A 16,323-nucleotide genomic window follows, 5' to 3' on the forward strand; every position below is an offset into this window, starting at 1 on the left:
CGTCGGGCCCCACGACACCACCAGGTTTGCGGGAGGATGCACGAGTGATCCTGCACCTGCGCGCCGCCGTCGAGCAGCTGTATGCTGTTCCGCCGGCCCGGTTCACCCCGCTGCGTTCCGAGCTGGCCGGGCAGGCGAAGGCCGCCGGCGACGCCGACCTGGCCAAGGCGATCGGCGCCCTGCGCAAGCCGACCGTGGCCGCGTGGGCGGTCAACCACTTCGTCCGCGACCACCCCGAGGACCTGGCCGAGTTCCGCGCCTTCGCCGAGCTGTTGCGAGAGGCCCAGCGCACGCTCGATGCCGAGCAGCTGCGCGTCCTGGGCCGCGAGCGGGCCAAGCGGGTCGATGCCCTGGCCGACCAGATCGCCGTGGCGTCGCAAGAGCAGGGCCAGTCCGTCGGCGCGTCGGTCGCGCTGGAGGTCCGGGAGACGCTGACGGCCCTCATCGCCGACGAGGACGCAGAGACCTCAGTCCTCACCGGGTCGCTGGTGCGCGCCCTCAGCTACTCCGGGTTCGGCTCCGTCGAGATCGGGGACGTCGTGGCCATCGACGACCTCGGTGAGCCCGACTCCGAGGGTCGGCCGGCGCTGTCGGTGCTGCCGGGGGGTGGGGGCGACCCGGTCGACCTCGAGGAGCGCCGTCGCGCCCGCCGCACCGCGGAGCGGGCCAAGCTCCAGGCGACCCTGGAGTCCGCACGCACCGCGATGCGCACGGCCGACCGTCAGGTGGCGGTGCTGACGGCCCGTCACGAGGAGGTCACCGAAGGCATCGCGGACCTCGAGCGGCGCCTGGCCACGGCACAGGAACGGCTCGCCAAGGTCACGGCCGAGCTCGACGAGGCGACCGGCATACGGGACACGCGGGAGCGTGAGGAGAGCGCCGCCCAGCAGGCGCTCGACGACCACGACGACTCGGACTGACCCACGGCATACCGCCGCGTCCCCGCTCGCCGACCTCCGAAGCGCTGCAACACACCCGGAAACCGCGAACTCCGTACGGTTGCAACTATCCCGAGCCTGCGGTTTCCGGGTGTGTTGCGGGGTTCGGCTCGGCGACCGGCTCTGCGACCGGTTCCGCGACGGGTTCCGCGACCGGCTCCGCTCGCGGCTCGGCCACGGTCCCGGCCCCCTGCAGGCGGGCGATGATCCGGGCGTCACGCCCCTCGTGCTGGTGCTCGCGCTCGCCCGGCTGCTTCACGGCGAGCTCGGGCAGCAGCTCGTACTTGCGCGAGTAGATCTCGAACAGGGCGAGGACGAGCGCGGCGATCGGCACCGCCACGAACGCGCCCGCGACGCCGAAGAGTGCGGCGCCGAACATCACCGCGGCGAAGGACACCGCGGGGTGCACGTCGACGGCGTCCGCCGAGATCTTCGGCTCGATCGTGACGTTCTCGATCTGCTGGTAGACGAGGGCGAAGGCGAGCAGGGCCAGCCCCTGCCACGGCTCGGGGCCGACGAGGCCGACGAAGACCGGCAGCGCGATGGCGATGTACGTGCCGATGGTGGGCACGAACTGCGCGACCAGGCCGGTCCAGATGCCGAGGGCCAGCCAGTAGTCCATTCCGATGATGAGCATGAACAGGCTCGAGAGGCTGCCGCAGATCGCCGCGAGGACGAGCCGTGCCGACACGTACCCGCCGGTCTTCTTGACGGCGAGCCCCGACGCCACGTCGAAGATCTCCTGCTGGCGGGGCGGGAACAGCCGGGCGATCCAGCGGCGCAGCCTCGGGCTGTCGGCCGAGAAGTAGAAGGTGAAGAAGAAGAAGGTGATCGAGGAGAAGAACGCGCCGAGCACTGCGCCGATGACGCCGATGAGCCCGCCTGCGAGGTCGGCCGCCAGGGTGCTCAGGCCGCTGCTGCCGTCCGTGAACTGGGCCACGAGGTTCTGGTAGCTCAGGTCGACCCCGAAGGTCTCGTTGGCCCAGGTCGTCGCGGTCTGGATGAGCGACGGGATCGACGTGACGAAGGTCCCGAGCTGGTCGGCCAGCAGGTTGCCGAAGGCGAGCAGGAAGACGACGCAGAACACGAGCACGCCGAGCATCACGACCATCGTCGCGACGCCGCGCCGCATCCGGTTCGAGAGCTTGGCGACCGCAGGCTCCATGGCGATCGAGGCGATCAGCGCCATGAGGAGCGTGAAGATCACCGATCCGCCGTCGTCGATGACGAACTTGATGAAGGCGGCGCACGCAGCGATGGCGACGAGGAGCCAGCCGGCGCGCCAGATGCTGTCGCGGTTGAAGCGCACCTCGACGTCCAACGCCTGCGCTCCGGCCGCCGGCCCGGCCGAGGCCTCGGCGGCGACCGTAGGCGTCCCGGCGCTGGGCTCGGCGGCGGGCTCGGCGGTGGGCTCGGCGCTGGGCTCGGCGGTGGGCTCGGCGGAGGGCTCGGCCGCGCCGTCCGTGCCGTTCGTGGCCGGCTGCGGACGGCCATCCAGGGGACCGCTCATGGCCCGATCCTCTCAGTCCGGGGGCCTCCTGCAGAGGATCTGCTCGATTTCGTATCTGCGCGTCCGACCGTGTAGTCTCACCGTCGCACAACAGGTCAGCAGGACCCGTCGCCAGCGGCGGTTCTCGGATGCTGGCCGTGCCCCAATAGCTCAGTCGGCAGAGCGTTTCCATGGTAAGGAAAAGGTCTAGGGTTCGATTCCCTATTGGGGCTCTGGTCGGTCGATCTTCGGCCCGGTCGCTTCGCGACGGGCTGGGGGCCGGCAGCCCATGGCGGGGTAGCTCAGCTGGTTAGAGCGCACGACTCATAATCGTGAGGTCGCGGGATCGAGCCCCGCTCCCGCTACCACGTCCGGTCGGCGCGACGTCGTGGCCTCGAGACGATTTCTCGATCAGCCCGGCGTCGCGTAACCTTGTGTGTTGCGTGTGCGCGTCGCTGTGAGATGCCGTGCGCTCACTGACCCAACATCGTTTCAAGTAGCACGTTCCCGAAAGAGCAGGTTGCCGTGGCCAGCAAGAGCACTGACGTCCGTCCCAAGATCACGATGGCGTGCGTGGACTGCAAGGACCGCAACTACATCACCAAGAAGAACCGTCGGAACAACCCCGACCGTCTCTCGATGAACAAGTTCTGCCCGAAGTGCGGCAAGCACACGGAGCACCGCGAGACCCGCTGACCCCAGCGTTTCGCTCTTCACCGCTCCCTCGGCCACCGGCCGGGGGAGCGGTTTCGTTCGTCGAGTGGCCGCGTCGTCCCCCTGGTCACCTTCGTGAGCTGAGGCTGGCCTGGGCTGTGTGGGACGACGCGGCCACTCGACGTGAGCATGGCGCCCGGTCGATAGGCTGCCCCGTATGCCGGTGAACGCTGACTTCCAGGGGCGGGTCTACCCCCCGACCGAGACCTACCGCGTGAGTGCGGCCAAGATCCGCGAGTTCGCTGAGGCGGTCGGCTCGTCCGACCCCGTTCACGTCGATGCCGAGGCCGCGCGTGCCCGTGGCTACGCCGACGTCATCGCGCCGCCGACGTTCGCGGTGCTCATCGCGCAGAAGTGCGACTCCCAGCTGATCCGCGACCCCGAGGCGGGCATCGACTTCTCTCGCGTGGTGCACGGCGAGCAGCGGTTCCGCCACCACCGGCCGCTCACGGCCGGCGACGCGATCCTCGGAACGCTGCACGTCGACACGGTCCGCGAGGCCGGCGGCCACGCGATGGTGACGACCCGGTCGGAGCTGACCACCGAGGCGGGCGAGCCCGTCTGCACCGCGACGTCCACGATCGTCATCCGAGGAGCCGAGTGATGAGCACCCAGCCCGCGAGCGAGACCACCTTGGCCCCCGTGCGCTCCGCCGACACCGTGAGCGTCGGTGACGCGCTCCCTGCGATCACGGTGCACCTCGACCGCGCCCGCCTGGTCGAGTATGCCGGGGCGTCCTTGGACCGCAACCGGATCCACTGGGACGAGCGGTTCGCCAAGCAGGTCGGCCTCCCCGACGTCATCGCCCACGGCATGCTGACGATGGGCTCGGCAGTCACGCTGGTCTCGGACTGGGTCGGTGACGCCGGCCGGATCGTGGAGTACGGCGTGCGCTTCACGAACATGGTCGTCGTGCCGTACGACACCGGTGCCGACGTCGAGGTCTCCGGGGTCGTCAAGGCCGTGGACGCGGAGACCCGTCGCGCCACGGTCGAGCTGACGGCGACGTGCAACGGCGAGAAGGTCCTCGGCCGGGCGCTCGCGGTCGCTCAGCTCGACTGACCGGGGTGCGGCAGTCGTGAAGGAGGAGCACGGCGTCGCGCTGTCGACGTTGACGACCATGCGGGTGGGCGGCCCCGCGGCGCGGCTGGTCACGGTGACGACCCCCGACGAGCTGGTCGACGCCGTCCGCGAGGTCGACGACGCGGACGAGCCGCTGCTCGTCATCTCGGGCGGGTCCAACCTCGTCGTGTCCGACGACGGCTTCGACGGCACCGTGGTGCGGGTGGCGACGTCGGGCATCACGCCCGAGTCGGCCGACTACTGCGGGGGCGCCATGGTCCGCGTCGCGGCCGGCGAGGTGTGGGACGACGTCGTGGCCCGCGCCGTCGCGGAGCGGTGGGCCGGGATCGAGGCGCTGAGCGGCATACCGGGGCTCGCGGGAGCGACGCCGATCCAGAACGTCGGCGCCTACGGCCAGGAGGTGTCTCAGACGGTCGCGCAGGTGCGCACGTGGGACCGGCAGCAGCAGGCCGTGCGCACCTTCATGAACGACGACTGCCAGTTCACCTATCGACACTCGCGGTTCAAGGCGTCCGACCGGTACGTCGTGCTCGACGTGCTCTTCCAGTTCGAGATCGCCGACCTCAGCCGCCCGCTCGCGTATGCCGCCGTCGCCGGTGCGCTCGACGTGGAGCTCGGCACCCGGGTGCCCATCGAGGACGCCAGGGCGGCCGTTCTCGAGCAGCGGCGCCAGCGGGGCATGGTGCTCGACCCCGACGACCATGACACGTGGTCGTGTGGCTCGTTCTTCACCAACCCGATCCTGAGCCGACAGCAGTTCGACGACCTCGTCGAGCGGGTCGGCGACCGGTTCGGCTATGACGGGCCGATGCCGCCGCGCTTTCCCGATGCCGACGGCCGGGTCAAGACGAGCGCGGCCTGGCTCATCGACCACGCCGGTTTCGCCAAGGGCTTCGGGCTTCCGGCCCCGGCGGCTCTGTCGACCAAGCACACGCTCGCGGTGACCAACCGCGGCGGCGCCACGGCCTCGGACGTGCTGGCCCTGGCCCGGCAGGTGCGCGACGGCGTGCGCGACACGTTCGGGGTCGCGCTCGTCAACGAGCCGGTGCTCGTCGGCGAGACGCTCTGAGGCGCTCTGGGACGCTCTGAGACGCTCTGTGCGCTGGCGCGCGAGCCCGAGCGCGCGCCTTACTTCGACAGGACGACCGAGAAGGTCTTGGACGGGATGTTCTTGTCGGTCGTGCTGACCTGGTAGGACGGGCGGTTGAACGCCAGGCGCAGGGCCGTGGTGGTGCCACGGTTGACCTTGAAGTAGATCCAGCCCTTCGAGGAGCTGTCCCGCTTGGCGGCCGCGAGCGGCGCAGCCTTGAACGCCTTGCCGAACTCGGCCGTCGGCTGGATGTTCTGCTGCGGGTCGGCGGCGATGAGGGACAGCATCGCCGGCTCGATGTCCGCGGAGTAGCGTGACCCCGCCTGCAGCTGCACCTTGACGCCGACGATCTCGAAGGCCTCGGCCCCGACGGGCTGGTTGGCCGGGAAGGGCAGCCCACGGACCAGCTTGAGAGCCGTGATCGTGTGGCCGAGCACCGGGTCCTTGATGACCGCGTTGATCGTCGTGCTGGAGTACTTCACCGGCGCCAGCGTCGTGGACGCGGCGGTGGTCGGCACGTCGCTCGTCGTCGCTGCGTCCGTGGACGTCGTCGCGGTCGCCGCCGGCGTCGTTGCGCCCGCGGGGGCGGTGGGGTCGGCGGTCACGGCCGGCTCGCCGCTGCACGCTGCCAGGGCGATGGCGGGGGCAACCACGGCGACCGCGGTGAGGTGGCGCAGACGGAGCCGGAGGGTGGTGCGAGGGCGTGGAGGGGCGGTCGTCGAAGTCTTCATGTCCCGGACAGCATGACCGGGCGGGCCGACGTCGAGCAAACTCGCCTCGGCGGGCGAGCGTGACCATGGACCCTGGCGGCTGCCGGTTATGACCCCTTACGGGGGTTATGCGGTGTGGCGTGACTCACAGCCGGCGCAGCCAGCCAGCGGTCCACCTCGTCGAGGGCCGCCTTGCGCACGCGCACCGGGGCCCGGCTGCTCTCCAGCGACATCCGCGCGAGCCGGGCGAGGCCGGCGTCGTCGAGCCCGAGGTCACGGGCGGCGGCATACTGCTCGGCCAGCCGCGAGCCGAACAGCAGCGGGTCGTCCGCGCCCAGCGCGACGGGGATCCCGGCCTCGAGGATGCGCCGCAACGGCACGTCGTCCGGGTCCGTGTAGACGCCCAGGGCGACGTTGCTTCCGGGGCACACCTCGAGCGTGACCCCGGCCTCGGCGACCGCGTCGAGCACCTGCGGATCCTCCACGGAGCGGACCCCGTGGCCGATCCGGTCGGGGTCGAGGTGCTCGAGGGTCTCCATCACCGACTGCGCGCCGAGCAGCTCGCCGCCGTGCGGCACGAGCAGCAGCCCCGCCCGCCTGGCGATCGCGAACGCGGGTGCGAAGTCGGCCACGAGACCGCGTCGCTCGTCGTTGGACAGCCCGAAGCCCACGACGTCGCCCGCGTCGTCACCGGCATACCGAGCGGCCAGGCGGGCCAGGGTGCGGGCCTCGAGCGGATGCCGCATCCGGCTGGCGGCGACGATGACGCCCACCCCGACGGGCCCTGCACGGGACACCGTCCGCGCCTCGTCCAGCACGATCTCGAGCGCGGGGGTGATGCCGCCGACGAACGGCGCATAGGAGGTCGGGTCCACCTGCAGCTCGAGCCAGTGCGAGCCCTCCTCGGCATCGTCCTCGGCGGCCTCGCGCACGATCCGCCGCATGTCGGCCTCACCGCGCACACACGATCGCGCCGCGTCGTAGAGCCGCTGGAAGCGGAACCACCCGCGCTCGTCGGTGGCGCGCGCAAGCCGTGGCGGCCACGCGCTGACGAGGGCCTCCGGCAGCCGTATGCCGTGCTGCCGGGCGAGGTCGCGGACCGTGCCGATCCGCATCGAGCCGGTGAAGTGCAGGTGCAGGTGGGCCTTGGGCAGGTCCCGCACCTCGCGCGTCATGCGGGCCAGTGTGACAGGCCGGCCGGGGTCGGGTGGCAGGACGCTCCACGGCCACCATGGCGGCCGGACCCCACGAGATCGCGCGACGTCCTGTCGCTCGACCGGTCAGTCCTCGTCGGGCTCGTCCCGGATCTCGTCGACGAGGTGCATCGCCGCCTCCTCAGCGGACGCGCCGGCGCCGTCGACGCCGACGTCGCTGGCCCATGCCTGCTTCTCGTCGTCGTCGTGGGCGCCCTCGTCGTCGGCCACCAGACGCCCGGCGCGAAGGTCACCGACCTCGTTGTCGCCGAGCCAGTCGTCCTCGGCGTCGATGGAGTCGGGGTCGTCGCCGCCGATCCGCTCGTCGTCGAGGCCGCTCTCGTTGTCGGGCCGGCCGTACGCGGAGTCGGGGTCGGCCTCCTCCTGCTCGATCCGCTGGTCGATCGTCTCGCCGAGCGACTGCTCGTATGCCGTCGTGCCGAACGAGCGGGACCCGCGCGGGGAGTCGGCGGGGGAGTAGCCCCGGTCGAGCACGTCCTCGAGGTCGCCGTCCTCGAGGGTGTCCTCGGGCTGCAGCTGGTCCTCGTCGTCGACGCTGTAGCTGGTGAGGTCGTCGTCGATGTTCTCGTTGGGATCGAGGTCGCTCATCGGGTGGCTCCTTCCGGCGCGGGGGCATCGGTCGTCTGAGAAATGGGGCGTACCCCGCTCGCCCGGTCGGCGGACAGCTTCTCCGCCGCCGCGAGCGACACGCAGGTGGCCACCCCGGCCATCGCGGTGCGGACCTCGTCGAGCACCGGGAAGGTCGGCGCGAGGCGGATGTTGTGGTCGCGCGGGTCCTGGCCGTGCGGGAAGGACGCGCCGGCAGGAGTGAGGGCGATGCCCGCCTCCTTGGCGAGCTGCACGACGCGCGATGCGGTCCCGTCGAGGACGTCGAGGTTCACGAAGTACCCACCGCTCGGGTGGCTCCACTCGGCGATCCCCAGGCCGTCGAGCCCGGTCGTCAGGGCCTCGTCGACCGCCGCGAACTTCGGCGCGATGATCTCGCGGTGTCGCCGCATGTGCTCGCGCACGCCCTGGGCGCTGCCGAAGAACTCGACGTGTCGCAGGTGGTTGACCTTGTCCGGGCCGATGGAGGCCATCGAGAGGTGCTTGAGATACCACGCCACGTTGGCCTCGCTCGCCGCGAGGACGGCGACGCCGGCGCCCGCGAAGGTGATCTTCGAGGTCGAGGCGAACATGATCGGGCGGTTCGGATGGCCGGAGGCCGTGGCGAGCGTCAGGATGTCGGCGCTCTTGGCCTCTTCCTCGGTCAGATGGTGGAAGGCGTAGGCGTTGTCCCAGAAGATCGTGAAGTCGGGCGCGGCCGCGGGCATCGCGGCCAGCCGGGCGGCGATCTCCCGGGAGACGACCGCGCCGGTGGGGTTGGCGTAGGTCGGCACGATCCAGATGCCCTTGACGCTCGGGTCGTCCTTGGCGAGCGCCTCGACCGCGGCCATGTCGGGGCCGTCGTCGTGCATGTCCACGGTGACCATCTCGATGCCGAGCGCCGCGAGCATAGAGAAGTGCCGGTCGTAGCCCGGGACCGGGCAGATGAAGGTGACCTTCTCCTCCTGCGCCCACGGCCGGGGTGAGTCGACCCCGCCATGGAGCAGGAAGTCCACGATCGTCGTGTGCATCATCGTCAGGCTCGAGTTGCCCCCGACGACCACCTGCGAGGGCTCCACCCAGAGCAGCTCGGCGAAGATCTCGCGCAGCTCGGCCAGGCCCTCGAGGCCGCCGTAGTTGCGCACGTCGACGCCCGCACGGTCCCTGGTCGTCGTCGGCAGCCGCAGCAGGTCGTCCGAGAGGTCCAGCTGCTGCGCCGACGGCTTGCCCCGCGTGAGGTCCAGCTTCAGGCCGCGGCCCTTGAGGGCCGCGTAGGCCTCCTGCTGCTCGGCGAGGAAGCCGGCCAGGTCGTCGTCGGACAGGGACGCGAGGGCGGTGCGCGGGTTCGTCACGGGTCGATCCTGCCACTGCGAACGGGCGCCCGGGCAGCCCGGTCCGTATGCCGGTGGGTAGGGTAGGTGCGCCCGTCACCACGCGGGCCGGTCCGGTTCGCTTTGTCGCGCATCCGTCCCGTATGATCGACCCTCGGACGGTCCGCGCTGGCCTTGCTCACGCATGCCGTCCCATCGGGCGCCACCCAACGGCTCCGGTGAAGGGCAATAGCTCAATTGGTAGAGCACTGGTCTCCAAAACCAGCGGTTGGGGGTTCGAGTCCCTCTTGCCCTGCGCATCATCGATAGATGTGGTCGTCGTGCAAGGCGGCACGCGGCTTCTGCCCTGAAGTGGTTCGCCACGGCCCGGGTGCTGTCGCGGGCCTCATTACCCAGGCAGAAAGTAGGAATCGTGACGGAGACAAGCGCCAAGCGCGGGTCCGACCGGGCCGACAAGGCTCGCGGCGGCAACGCGGTCTCGCGTCTCTTCGGCGCGATCAGCCTCTTCGTGCGCCAGATCCTCGACGAGCTGCGCAAGGTCGTGCGGCCGACGGGCCCTGAGCTCGTCCGCTACACCACTGTCGTGGTCGTGTTCGTCGTGGTGATGATGGCACTCGTGTCGGCGCTCGACTTCGGGCTGACCAAGCTGATCTCGTGGGTCTTCACCGGCACCGTGTCATAGGTCGCCGAGCGCGCCACCGCGTCACTGGATGACCGCGGCAGCCGTCCCGGCTGCCGCGAGCAAGAGCAAGGAAGTAGGTCACAGCGTGTCCGAGCAGTTCGCCCACGAGGGCGCTCCGAACGGCGAGAGCACCGAGAGCGAGGTCCTCGACCCCACGGTCGAGTCCGGCGACGTCTCGGCGTCCGACGTGCTGGGCGACGCCGACGTGGATGCGGCGTCGGCGCACGACGCTGCCGACCACTCCGAGGACCTCTCCGGCGACCTCTCAGACGTGTCCGGCGACCTCGAGGACGACTCGGCCGACGACGTCGCGGACGACGTGTCCGACGCCGCGGCGACCGACGAGGCAGCGGAGGTGGCCGTCGACGACGCCGCCGACGACGCCGACGGCAGCGGCGACCCGGTCGCCGACTTCAAGGCCGAGCTGCGCTCGCGGATCGGTGACTGGTTCGTGATCCACTCCTACGCCGGCTACGAGAACCGCGTGAAGGCGAACCTCGAGACCCGCATCCAGACCCTCAACATGGAGGACTTCATCTTCGAGATCGAGGTCCCCATGGAAGAGGTGACCGAGATCAAGAACGGCCAGAAGAAGCAGGTCCGCCGGGTCCGGATGCCTGGATACGTCCTCGTCCGCATGGACCTGACCGACGAGAGCTGGGGCGCCGTGCGGCATACGCCTGGGGTCACCGGCTTCGTCGGCAACGCGCACCAGCCGGTGCCGCTGTCCGTCGACGAGGTCTTCACGATGCTGGCCCCGACCTTCGAGGCGGCCGCGGCCGCCTCGGGCGCCACCGCCACGAAGACCGCCGCTCCCAAGGACGTGCGCGTCATCGACTTCGAGGTCGGCGAGTCCGTCACCGTCATGGAGGGGCCGTTCGAGACCCTTCCCGCCACGATCTCCGAGATCAACACCGACACGCAGAAGCTCAAGGTGCTCGTCTCGATCTTCGGCCGGGAGACCCCGGTCGAGCTCTCCTTCGCCCAGGTCGCCAAGATCTGAGCGAGACCGCCCGCCAGCACCCTGGACGGGCTCATGCAACCGGGTCATCGCCCATACCAGCAGGACTGGCGTAGGCCCAACACGAAGAAGGTAGGCAACCATGCCCCCCAAGAAGAAGGTCTCCGGCTTCATCAAGCTGCAGATCCAGGCCGGCCAGGCCACCCCGGCGCCGCCCGTCGGCCCGGCGCTCGGTCAGCACGGTGTCAACATCATGGAGTTCGTCAAGGCGTACAACGCCGCGACGGAGGCCCAGCGTGGCAACGTCATCCCGGTCGAGATCACGGTCTACGAGGACCGCTCGTTCACGTTCGTCACCAAGACCCCGCCGGCCGCAGAGCTGATCAAGAAGGCCGCCGGTGTGCCGAAGGGCTCCGGCGAGCCGCACAAGACGAAGGTCGCCAAGCTCTCGCGTGAGCAGGTCCTGGAGATCGCCCGCCAGAAGATGGAAGACCTCAACGCCCACGACGAGGAGATGGCTGCCCGCATCATCGCCGGCACCGCTCGCTCGATGGGCATCGACACCGAGCTCTGACGAGCCGGGTCACGCACCGCTTCGGGCGCCCGCCCCCGCGTTGGGGGCGGGTAACCGGAAACCGGGCCGGACGGCATACCGGCTCGACAACGGGCCGGCTCCACGTCGGCCCGCGTGGGAGACCAGCGCACGGTCGCACCACGACTCCACGCACACTCAAGGAGCACCAATGAAGCGCAGCAAGAACTACCGCGCAGCCGCCGAGCTGATCGCGCCCGGCAAGGTCTACGCGCCCCTCGAGGCGGTTCGTCTCGCCAAGGAGACCGCGAAGGCCAAGTACGACGAGACCGTCGAGGTGGCCTTCCGCCTCGGTGTCGACCCGCGCAAGGCCGACCAGGCTGTCCGCGGCACGGTCAACCTCCCGCACGGCACCGGCAAGACGGCCCGCGTCCTCGTGTTCGCCAACGCCGACAAGGCCGAGGCCGCCCGTGAGGCCGGCGCCGACCACGTCGGCTCCGACGACCTGCTCGAGAAGGTCGCCGGCGGGTGGCTCGACTTCGACGCCGTCGTCGCGACGCCCGACATGATGGGCAAGGTCGGTCGTCTGGGCAAGGTCCTGGGGCCCCGCGGCCTCATGCCGAACCCGAAGACCGGCACGGTGACCATGGACGTCGCCAAGGCCGTCGCCGACATCAAGGGCGGCAAGATCGAGTTCCGCGTCGACAAGCACGCGAACCTCCACTTCATCATCGGCAAGGTGTCCTTCGACGAGAAGTCGCTCGTCGAGAACTACTCCGCCGCGCTGGAGGAGATCCTGCGTCTGAAGCCGGCCAGCTCCAAGGGCCGTTACATCGAGAAGGCCACGCTCAGCACGACGATGGGCCCGGGCATCCCGCTCGACTACACCAAGACCCGCAACCTCACCGCTGAGGAGGAGGCGACCGCCTGAGGTCGTCACCGCAGCTCCGGAGCCTGTCACCCCGCGTGGGGTGACGGGCTCCGCCATTTTGGCGGGGCGCTCTGGCCCGATGTGCCGGGTCTGGGTCGGTACGGTCGAAAAATGACACACAGCCCAGGCACAACGAGATCGCGCGCCTCCCGCACCCGGTGGGTCGTCGGCGTGGTCGCCGCCGGTCTCCCACTGGCCCTGCTCACCGCTCCGAACGGGGCTCAGGCAGCGGGCGCCCCCGCCGTCGACCGCGGCTGGCACGGACCTCACACCGACCTGCCCAAGGCCCCGTTGATGACGGGTGGCGGAGGCGCGGTGAGCTCCGTGGACCGCGACGCGTCCCAGGTCGGCATCGACGTGCTCACCCGGGGCGGCAACGCAGCCGACGCAGCAGTGGCGACGGCGGCCGCCCTCGGCGTGACCGAGCCCTATAGCACCGGCATCGGTGGCGGCGGGTTCCTCGTCTACTACGACGCGAAGTCGAAGCGGGTGACCACGATCGACGGCCGCGAGACCGCGCCTGCGGCGTTCACCGACCAGGCGTTCATCGACCCCGCGACGGGCAAGCCGTACGCCTTCAGCACCGCGGTGAACTCAGGCCTGTCGGTCGGGGTGCCGGGCACGCCTGCCTTGTGGGACAAGGCACTTCGCGACTTCGGCACGCTCTCGCTCAACGACGCGCTCAAGCCCGCCGAGCGGCTGGCGGCCGACGGCTTCGTCGTCGACAAGACGTTCGCAGACCAGACCGCCGCCAACGCCGCCCGCTTCTCGGTCTTCCCCGAGACGGCACGCGTCTTCCTGCGCGACGGCCAGGCTCCGGCCGTCGGCTCCGTCTTCACCAACCCGGACATGGCCAAGGCGTACCGCACACTGCGGACCCAGGGCGTCGAGGCACTGTATGCCGGCCCGCTCGGTCAGGCGATCGTCGCTGAGTCCAATGCGCCGCACACGGCCCCAGGCACCTCGGTCATGGGCGGGAAGCTGACGGCTGCGGACCTGCGCGCGTACCGGGCGCTGACGCGGGCCCCGATCCACTCCGAGTATCAGGGCCTCGATGTCTACGGGATGCCGGTGCCGAGCTCGGGCGGGATCGCGGTCGCCGAGATCCTCAACCTGATGAAGGCCTACGAGGACCGCACCGGCGTCAAGACGAGTGCGCTGTCCCAGGTCGACTACCTCCACCGGTTCTCGGAGGCGTCCGCGACCGCTTTCGCGGACCGCAACCGCTGGGTCGGTGACGTGCCGGGTGTCCCGGTGAGCGAGCTCGTGAGCCCCGGCTTCGCCGCCGAGCGGGCCTGCCTGTTCAACCCGGCCGTCGCGCACTCGCGACCGATCCCGTTCGGGTCGCCTGACGGCAGCTACTCGTCCTGCGCACCCGGCCTGGTCGCGCAGGGCCAGCCCTACGAGGGCCAGTCGACCAGCCACCTGACGGTCGCCGACCGCTGGGGCAACGTCGCGTCGTACACGCTGACGATCGAGCAGACCGGAGGGTCCGGTATCACCGTCCCGGGTTACGGGTTCCTGCTCAACAACGAGCTGACCGACTTCAACTTCACGCCGCTGTCGGCCGGCGTGCCCGACCCGAACCTGCCCGGGCCTGGCAAGCGGCCGCGCTCGTCGATGAGCCCGACCGTCATCCTCAAGGACGGCCAGCCGTTCCTCGCGGTCGGCTCGCCCGGTGGCGCGACGATCATCACCTCGGTCTCGCAGACGATCCTCGGCTACCTCGACCGGGGGCTTCCGCTCGTCGACGCGATCGCCGCCCCACGGCTCAGCTCGCGCAACGGCGCCGAAGGTGCGGAGCCGCAGATCCTGAGCGGGCCCGACGGCGCAGCGCTTACGGCAATGGGCCACACGCTCGTCTCGGGTGGTACGCCCAACGAGATCGGCGCCGTGACCGCCATCCGGACGTTCGGCGACAACCGCTTCGAGGCGGCGGCCGAGACGGTCCGGCGGGGAGGTGGGTCGGCGATGGTCGTGTCGCCGTCACCGACGCCCTGAGGGGCCACCTCCACCCCCAGGCGAGTGGTGTCCCAATCCCAAGTCGTGTGGTCGTTTCCATACGCGCTCGAGTGGCCGCTGGGCCCCACCCGGCTGGGGGGGGCGTGTGATGGCGGGGCCACTCGACGGGGTCTGTCCACTCGAGTGGCCGCTCGGCCCCACCCGGCTGGCGGGCGGCGTGTGATGGCGGGGCCACTCGACGGGGTCTGTCCACTCGAGTGGCCGCTGGGCCCCACCCGGTTGGGGGCCGGCGTGTGATGGCGGGGCCACTCGACGGGGTCTGTCCACTCGAGTGGCCGCTGGGCCCCACCCGGTTGGGGGCCGGCGTGTGATGGCGGGGCCACTCGACGGGTGTGTCCGGTCGAGTGGCCGCTGGGCCCCACCCGGCTGGGGGCCGGCGTGTGATGGCGGGGCCACTCGACGGGGTCTGTCCACTCGAGTGGCCGCTGGGCCCCACCCGGCTGGGGGCCGGCGTGTGATGGCGGGGCCACTCGACGGGGTCTGTCCACTCGAGTGGCCGCTGGGCCCCACCCGGCTGGGTGGTGGCGTGTGATGGCGGGGCCACTCGACGGGGTCTGTCCACTCGAGTGGCCGCTGGGCCCCACCCGGCTGGCGGGTGGCGTGTGATGGCGGGGCCACTCGACGGGGTCTGTCCACTCGAGTGGCCGCTGGGCCCCACCCGGCTGGGGGGTGGCGTGTGATGGCGGGGCCACTCGACGGGGTCTGTCCACTCGAGTAGCCGCTCGGCCCCACCCGGCTGGCGGGCGGCGTGTGATGGCGGGGCCACTCGACGGGGTCTGTCCACTCGAGTGGCCGCTAGGCCCCACCCGGCTGGCGGGTGGCGTGTGATGGCGGGGCCACTCGACAGGGTCTGTCCACTCGAGTGGCCGCTGGGCCCCACCAGGCTGGCGGGCGGCGTGTGATGGCGGGGCCACTCGACGGGGTCTGTCCACTCGAGTGGCCGCTGGGCCCCACCCGGTTGGGGGCCGGCGTGTGATGGCGGGGCCACTCGACGGGGTCTGTCCACTCGAGTGGCCGCTCGGCCCCACCCGGCTGGGGGCCGGCGCCGAACGCCCTCAGGCGGACTTCGGGTCCGTGGGCCACGGCCACGCCGTGCAGCCCTTGAGGCCGTAGGTCTGCTGCATCATGACCGGCGCCGGCTTGCCCTGGCCGCTGCAGTAGGCGTGTGCGTGACCGATGCCGTGGCCCACCTCGTGGTTGACGAGGTAGGTGCGGTAGGCGTCGAGGTCGGAGCCGTAGGCCGTCGCACCGAGCAGCCAGCGCCTCAGGTTGAGGACGACGCGGCCCTCGTTGTGACAGCTGACCTCGCCCCGGGTGTCGAGCGGCGCGCAGAGCTGATCCGTCGTGTCCGGGCTGGCGAGCGTGATCCGCAGGTCGACGTGGGCGCCGGCGGCTGCCTGGGCAGGCGAGACGTCGACGAACCGGACGTGGTCGCGGGTCTGCCATCCGCGCGGGTCGAGCAGCACGGAGGAGACCTTCGCGGCGACCTCGGCCGCGGGCACTCCCAGCCCCCCTTCGAGCTCGACCGTGTAACGGACGAGCCGGCCCGTGGCGCGGACCACCTTCTGGCTCGGCGCCGGCACCGCCACCACGGCGAATGTGCCGGTCCCGGACTCGACCACCGTGGGCGCCTTCGTGACGCCCTTGCCCGCGCTCGGTGCTCGGGCGCTGCTCGGCGTCGACGCGGTGGCGAGGCGCTCGGAGACCTGGGAGTCCGTCCCCGGGCCGGGGACGGACTCGACCGGGTCGAGCAGGATCGCCGGGCCGGTCCCGGCAGCCACCGCCGCCCGGCTGGCCGCGACGAGCCGGCTCGCCGCTGTCGGCTCACGTGCGCCGGCCGTGGTCACCGACCAGACGTCCGCTGCAATGCAGACCAGGACGGCCGCACCCGCGAGCGTGCGGCGCCGGCGCAGCGCCTGCCGCTGCTGCGCGCGGGTCGGACGCCCGTGGCCGTGCTCGGAGCCCATGGATGCCACGCTAGGGCAGAACCGCGCGCCGCTGCGGGACCGCACCGCGCGCCGCGCGTCCCTCGGGCCAGCGG

Annotated in this window: 16 protein-coding genes and 3 tRNA genes; 13 read left to right on the plus strand and 6 right to left on the minus strand. The window is 71.1% G+C overall.

Annotated features, from left to right (window positions below; translation table 11 throughout):
• The first annotated feature begins 44 nt into the window (after positions 1-44).
• Positions 45-920, plus strand: a complete 876-nt coding sequence (locus tag ACYVLP_RS01195) for a hypothetical protein (RefSeq protein WP_460625519.1) — start codon at positions 45-47, stop codon at positions 918-920.
• A gap of 85 nt (positions 921-1,005) precedes the next feature.
• On the opposite strand, the gene ACYVLP_RS01200 is transcribed toward ACYVLP_RS01195, so the two are convergent.
• Entirely contained in the window at positions 1,006-2,448 is a 1,443-nt protein-coding gene (locus tag ACYVLP_RS01200; protein ID WP_460625520.1) for an AI-2E family transporter, read from the minus strand.
• Positions 2,449-2,587: 139 nt separating this feature from the next.
• On the opposite strand from ACYVLP_RS01200, the gene ACYVLP_RS01205 reads away from it, so the two are divergent.
• From ACYVLP_RS01205 to ACYVLP_RS01230, 6 genes are all read left to right on the plus strand, one after another.
• Positions 2,588-2,660 (plus strand) — tRNA-Thr (locus tag ACYVLP_RS01205).
• 58 nt (positions 2,661-2,718) lie between these two features.
• A tRNA-Met gene (locus ACYVLP_RS01210) sits at positions 2,719-2,795 on the plus strand.
• A gap of 157 nt (positions 2,796-2,952) precedes the next feature.
• On the plus strand, positions 2,953-3,123 hold the full coding sequence (gene rpmG / locus ACYVLP_RS01215) for a 50S ribosomal protein L33 (protein ID WP_452271913.1): 171 nt from the start codon (positions 2,953-2,955) through the stop codon (positions 3,121-3,123).
• Between the two features lie 175 nt (positions 3,124-3,298).
• A complete protein-coding gene (locus tag ACYVLP_RS01220; protein ID WP_460625521.1) occupies positions 3,299-3,745 on the plus strand; it encodes an FAS1-like dehydratase domain-containing protein in 447 nt (148 codons plus the stop codon).
• Complete coding sequence (locus ACYVLP_RS01225; RefSeq protein ID WP_460625522.1) at positions 3,745-4,203, plus strand: MaoC/PaaZ C-terminal domain-containing protein; 459 nt, start codon at positions 3,745-3,747, stop codon at positions 4,201-4,203. The genes ACYVLP_RS01220 and ACYVLP_RS01225 overlap by 1 nt, the downstream gene beginning before the upstream one ends.
• A gap of 16 nt (positions 4,204-4,219) precedes the next feature.
• Positions 4,220-5,293: a UDP-N-acetylmuramate dehydrogenase gene (locus ACYVLP_RS01230; protein ID WP_460625523.1), complete on the plus strand. Its 1,074-nt coding sequence runs from the start codon at positions 4,220-4,222 to the stop codon at positions 5,291-5,293.
• Positions 5,294-5,352: 59 nt separating this feature from the next.
• Here the strand turns inward: ACYVLP_RS01230 and ACYVLP_RS01235 are convergent, their stop codons facing one another.
• The 4 genes from ACYVLP_RS01235 to ACYVLP_RS01250 form a co-directional block, all read right to left on the minus strand.
• On the minus strand, positions 5,353-6,045 hold the full coding sequence (locus ACYVLP_RS01235) for a hypothetical protein (RefSeq protein WP_460625524.1): 693 nt from the start codon (positions 6,043-6,045) through the stop codon (positions 5,353-5,355).
• 86 nt (positions 6,046-6,131) lie between these two features.
• Positions 6,132-7,199: an adenosine deaminase gene (locus tag ACYVLP_RS01240; protein WP_460625525.1), complete on the minus strand. Its 1,068-nt coding sequence runs from the start codon at positions 7,197-7,199 to the stop codon at positions 6,132-6,134.
• Between the two features lie 105 nt (positions 7,200-7,304).
• Positions 7,305-7,826, minus strand: coding sequence for a DUF5709 domain-containing protein (locus tag ACYVLP_RS01245; RefSeq protein WP_460625526.1), 522 nt, complete (start codon positions 7,824-7,826; stop codon positions 7,305-7,307).
• Positions 7,823-9,175 (minus strand): aminotransferase class I/II-fold pyridoxal phosphate-dependent enzyme, encoded by a 1,353-nt coding sequence (locus ACYVLP_RS01250; RefSeq protein WP_460625527.1) that lies wholly within the window; start codon positions 9,173-9,175, stop codon positions 7,823-7,825. Before ACYVLP_RS01250 ends, ACYVLP_RS01245 begins: the two co-directional genes overlap by 4 nt.
• Before the next feature lie 201 nt (positions 9,176-9,376).
• Between ACYVLP_RS01250 and ACYVLP_RS01255 the strand changes: the two genes are divergently transcribed.
• The 6 genes from ACYVLP_RS01255 to ggt all read left to right on the plus strand — a co-directional run bounded on the left by ACYVLP_RS01255 (position 9,377) and on the right by ggt (position 14,261).
• Positions 9,377-9,449: transfer RNA gene (locus ACYVLP_RS01255), tRNA-Trp, on the plus strand.
• Positions 9,450-9,566: 117 nt separating this feature from the next.
• Positions 9,567-9,836, plus strand: a complete 270-nt coding sequence (gene secE / locus ACYVLP_RS01260; RefSeq protein WP_460625528.1) for a preprotein translocase subunit SecE — start codon at positions 9,567-9,569, stop codon at positions 9,834-9,836.
• A 28-nt stretch (positions 9,837-9,864) separates the two neighbouring features.
• Positions 9,865-10,839 (plus strand): transcription termination/antitermination protein NusG, encoded by a 975-nt coding sequence (gene nusG / locus ACYVLP_RS01265; RefSeq protein ID WP_460625529.1) that lies wholly within the window; start codon positions 9,865-9,867, stop codon positions 10,837-10,839.
• Between the two features lie 100 nt (positions 10,840-10,939).
• On the plus strand, positions 10,940-11,371 hold the full coding sequence (gene rplK, locus ACYVLP_RS01270) for a 50S ribosomal protein L11 (RefSeq protein ID WP_452271923.1): 432 nt from the start codon (positions 10,940-10,942) through the stop codon (positions 11,369-11,371).
• Positions 11,372-11,540: 169 nt separating this feature from the next.
• Complete coding sequence (rplA, locus tag ACYVLP_RS01275; RefSeq protein WP_452271924.1) at positions 11,541-12,260, plus strand: 50S ribosomal protein L1; 720 nt, start codon at positions 11,541-11,543, stop codon at positions 12,258-12,260.
• A 111-nt stretch (positions 12,261-12,371) separates the two neighbouring features.
• Positions 12,372-14,261: a gamma-glutamyltransferase gene (gene ggt / locus ACYVLP_RS01280; protein WP_460625530.1), complete on the plus strand. Its 1,890-nt coding sequence runs from the start codon at positions 12,372-12,374 to the stop codon at positions 14,259-14,261.
• 1,076 nt (positions 14,262-15,337) lie between these two features.
• Here ggt and ACYVLP_RS01285 read toward each other — a convergent pair.
• Positions 15,338-16,249 (minus strand): DUF3152 domain-containing protein, encoded by a 912-nt coding sequence (locus tag ACYVLP_RS01285; RefSeq protein ID WP_460625531.1) that lies wholly within the window; start codon positions 16,247-16,249, stop codon positions 15,338-15,340.
• Between the last annotated feature and the right edge of the window lie 74 nt (positions 16,250-16,323).

This window comes from Intrasporangium mesophilum (assembly GCF_054783095.1).

Bases quoted from the DNA above. Each gene is read 5' to 3' on its own strand.
- ACYVLP_RS01200 (WP_460625520.1), bottom strand. From the start codon at position 2,448: ATGAGCGGTCCCCTGGATGGCCGTCCGCAGCCGGCCACGAACGGCACG.
- ACYVLP_RS01220 (WP_460625521.1), top strand. From the start codon at position 3,299: ATGCCGGTGAACGCTGACTTCCAGGGGCGGGTCTACCCCCCGACCGAG.
- ACYVLP_RS01225 (WP_460625522.1), top strand. From the start codon at position 3,745: ATGAGCACCCAGCCCGCGAGCGAGACCACCTTGGCCCCCGTGCGCTCC.
- ACYVLP_RS01235 (WP_460625524.1), bottom strand. From the start codon at position 6,045: ATGAAGACTTCGACGACCGCCCCTCCACGCCCTCGCACCACCCTCCGG.
- ACYVLP_RS01240 (WP_460625525.1), bottom strand. From the start codon at position 7,199: ATGACGCGCGAGGTGCGGGACCTGCCCAAGGCCCACCTGCACCTGCAC.
- ACYVLP_RS01245 (WP_460625526.1), bottom strand. From the start codon at position 7,826: ATGAGCGACCTCGATCCCAACGAGAACATCGACGACGACCTCACCAGC.
- nusG (WP_460625529.1), top strand. From the start codon at position 9,865: ATGACCGCGGCAGCCGTCCCGGCTGCCGCGAGCAAGAGCAAGGAAGTA.
- rplK (WP_452271923.1), top strand. From the start codon at position 10,940: ATGCCCCCCAAGAAGAAGGTCTCCGGCTTCATCAAGCTGCAGATCCAG.
- rplA (WP_452271924.1), top strand. From the start codon at position 11,541: ATGAAGCGCAGCAAGAACTACCGCGCAGCCGCCGAGCTGATCGCGCCC.
- ggt (WP_460625530.1), top strand. From the start codon at position 12,372: ATGACACACAGCCCAGGCACAACGAGATCGCGCGCCTCCCGCACCCGG.
- ACYVLP_RS01285 (WP_460625531.1), bottom strand. From the start codon at position 16,249: ATGGGCTCCGAGCACGGCCACGGGCGTCCGACCCGCGCGCAGCAGCGG.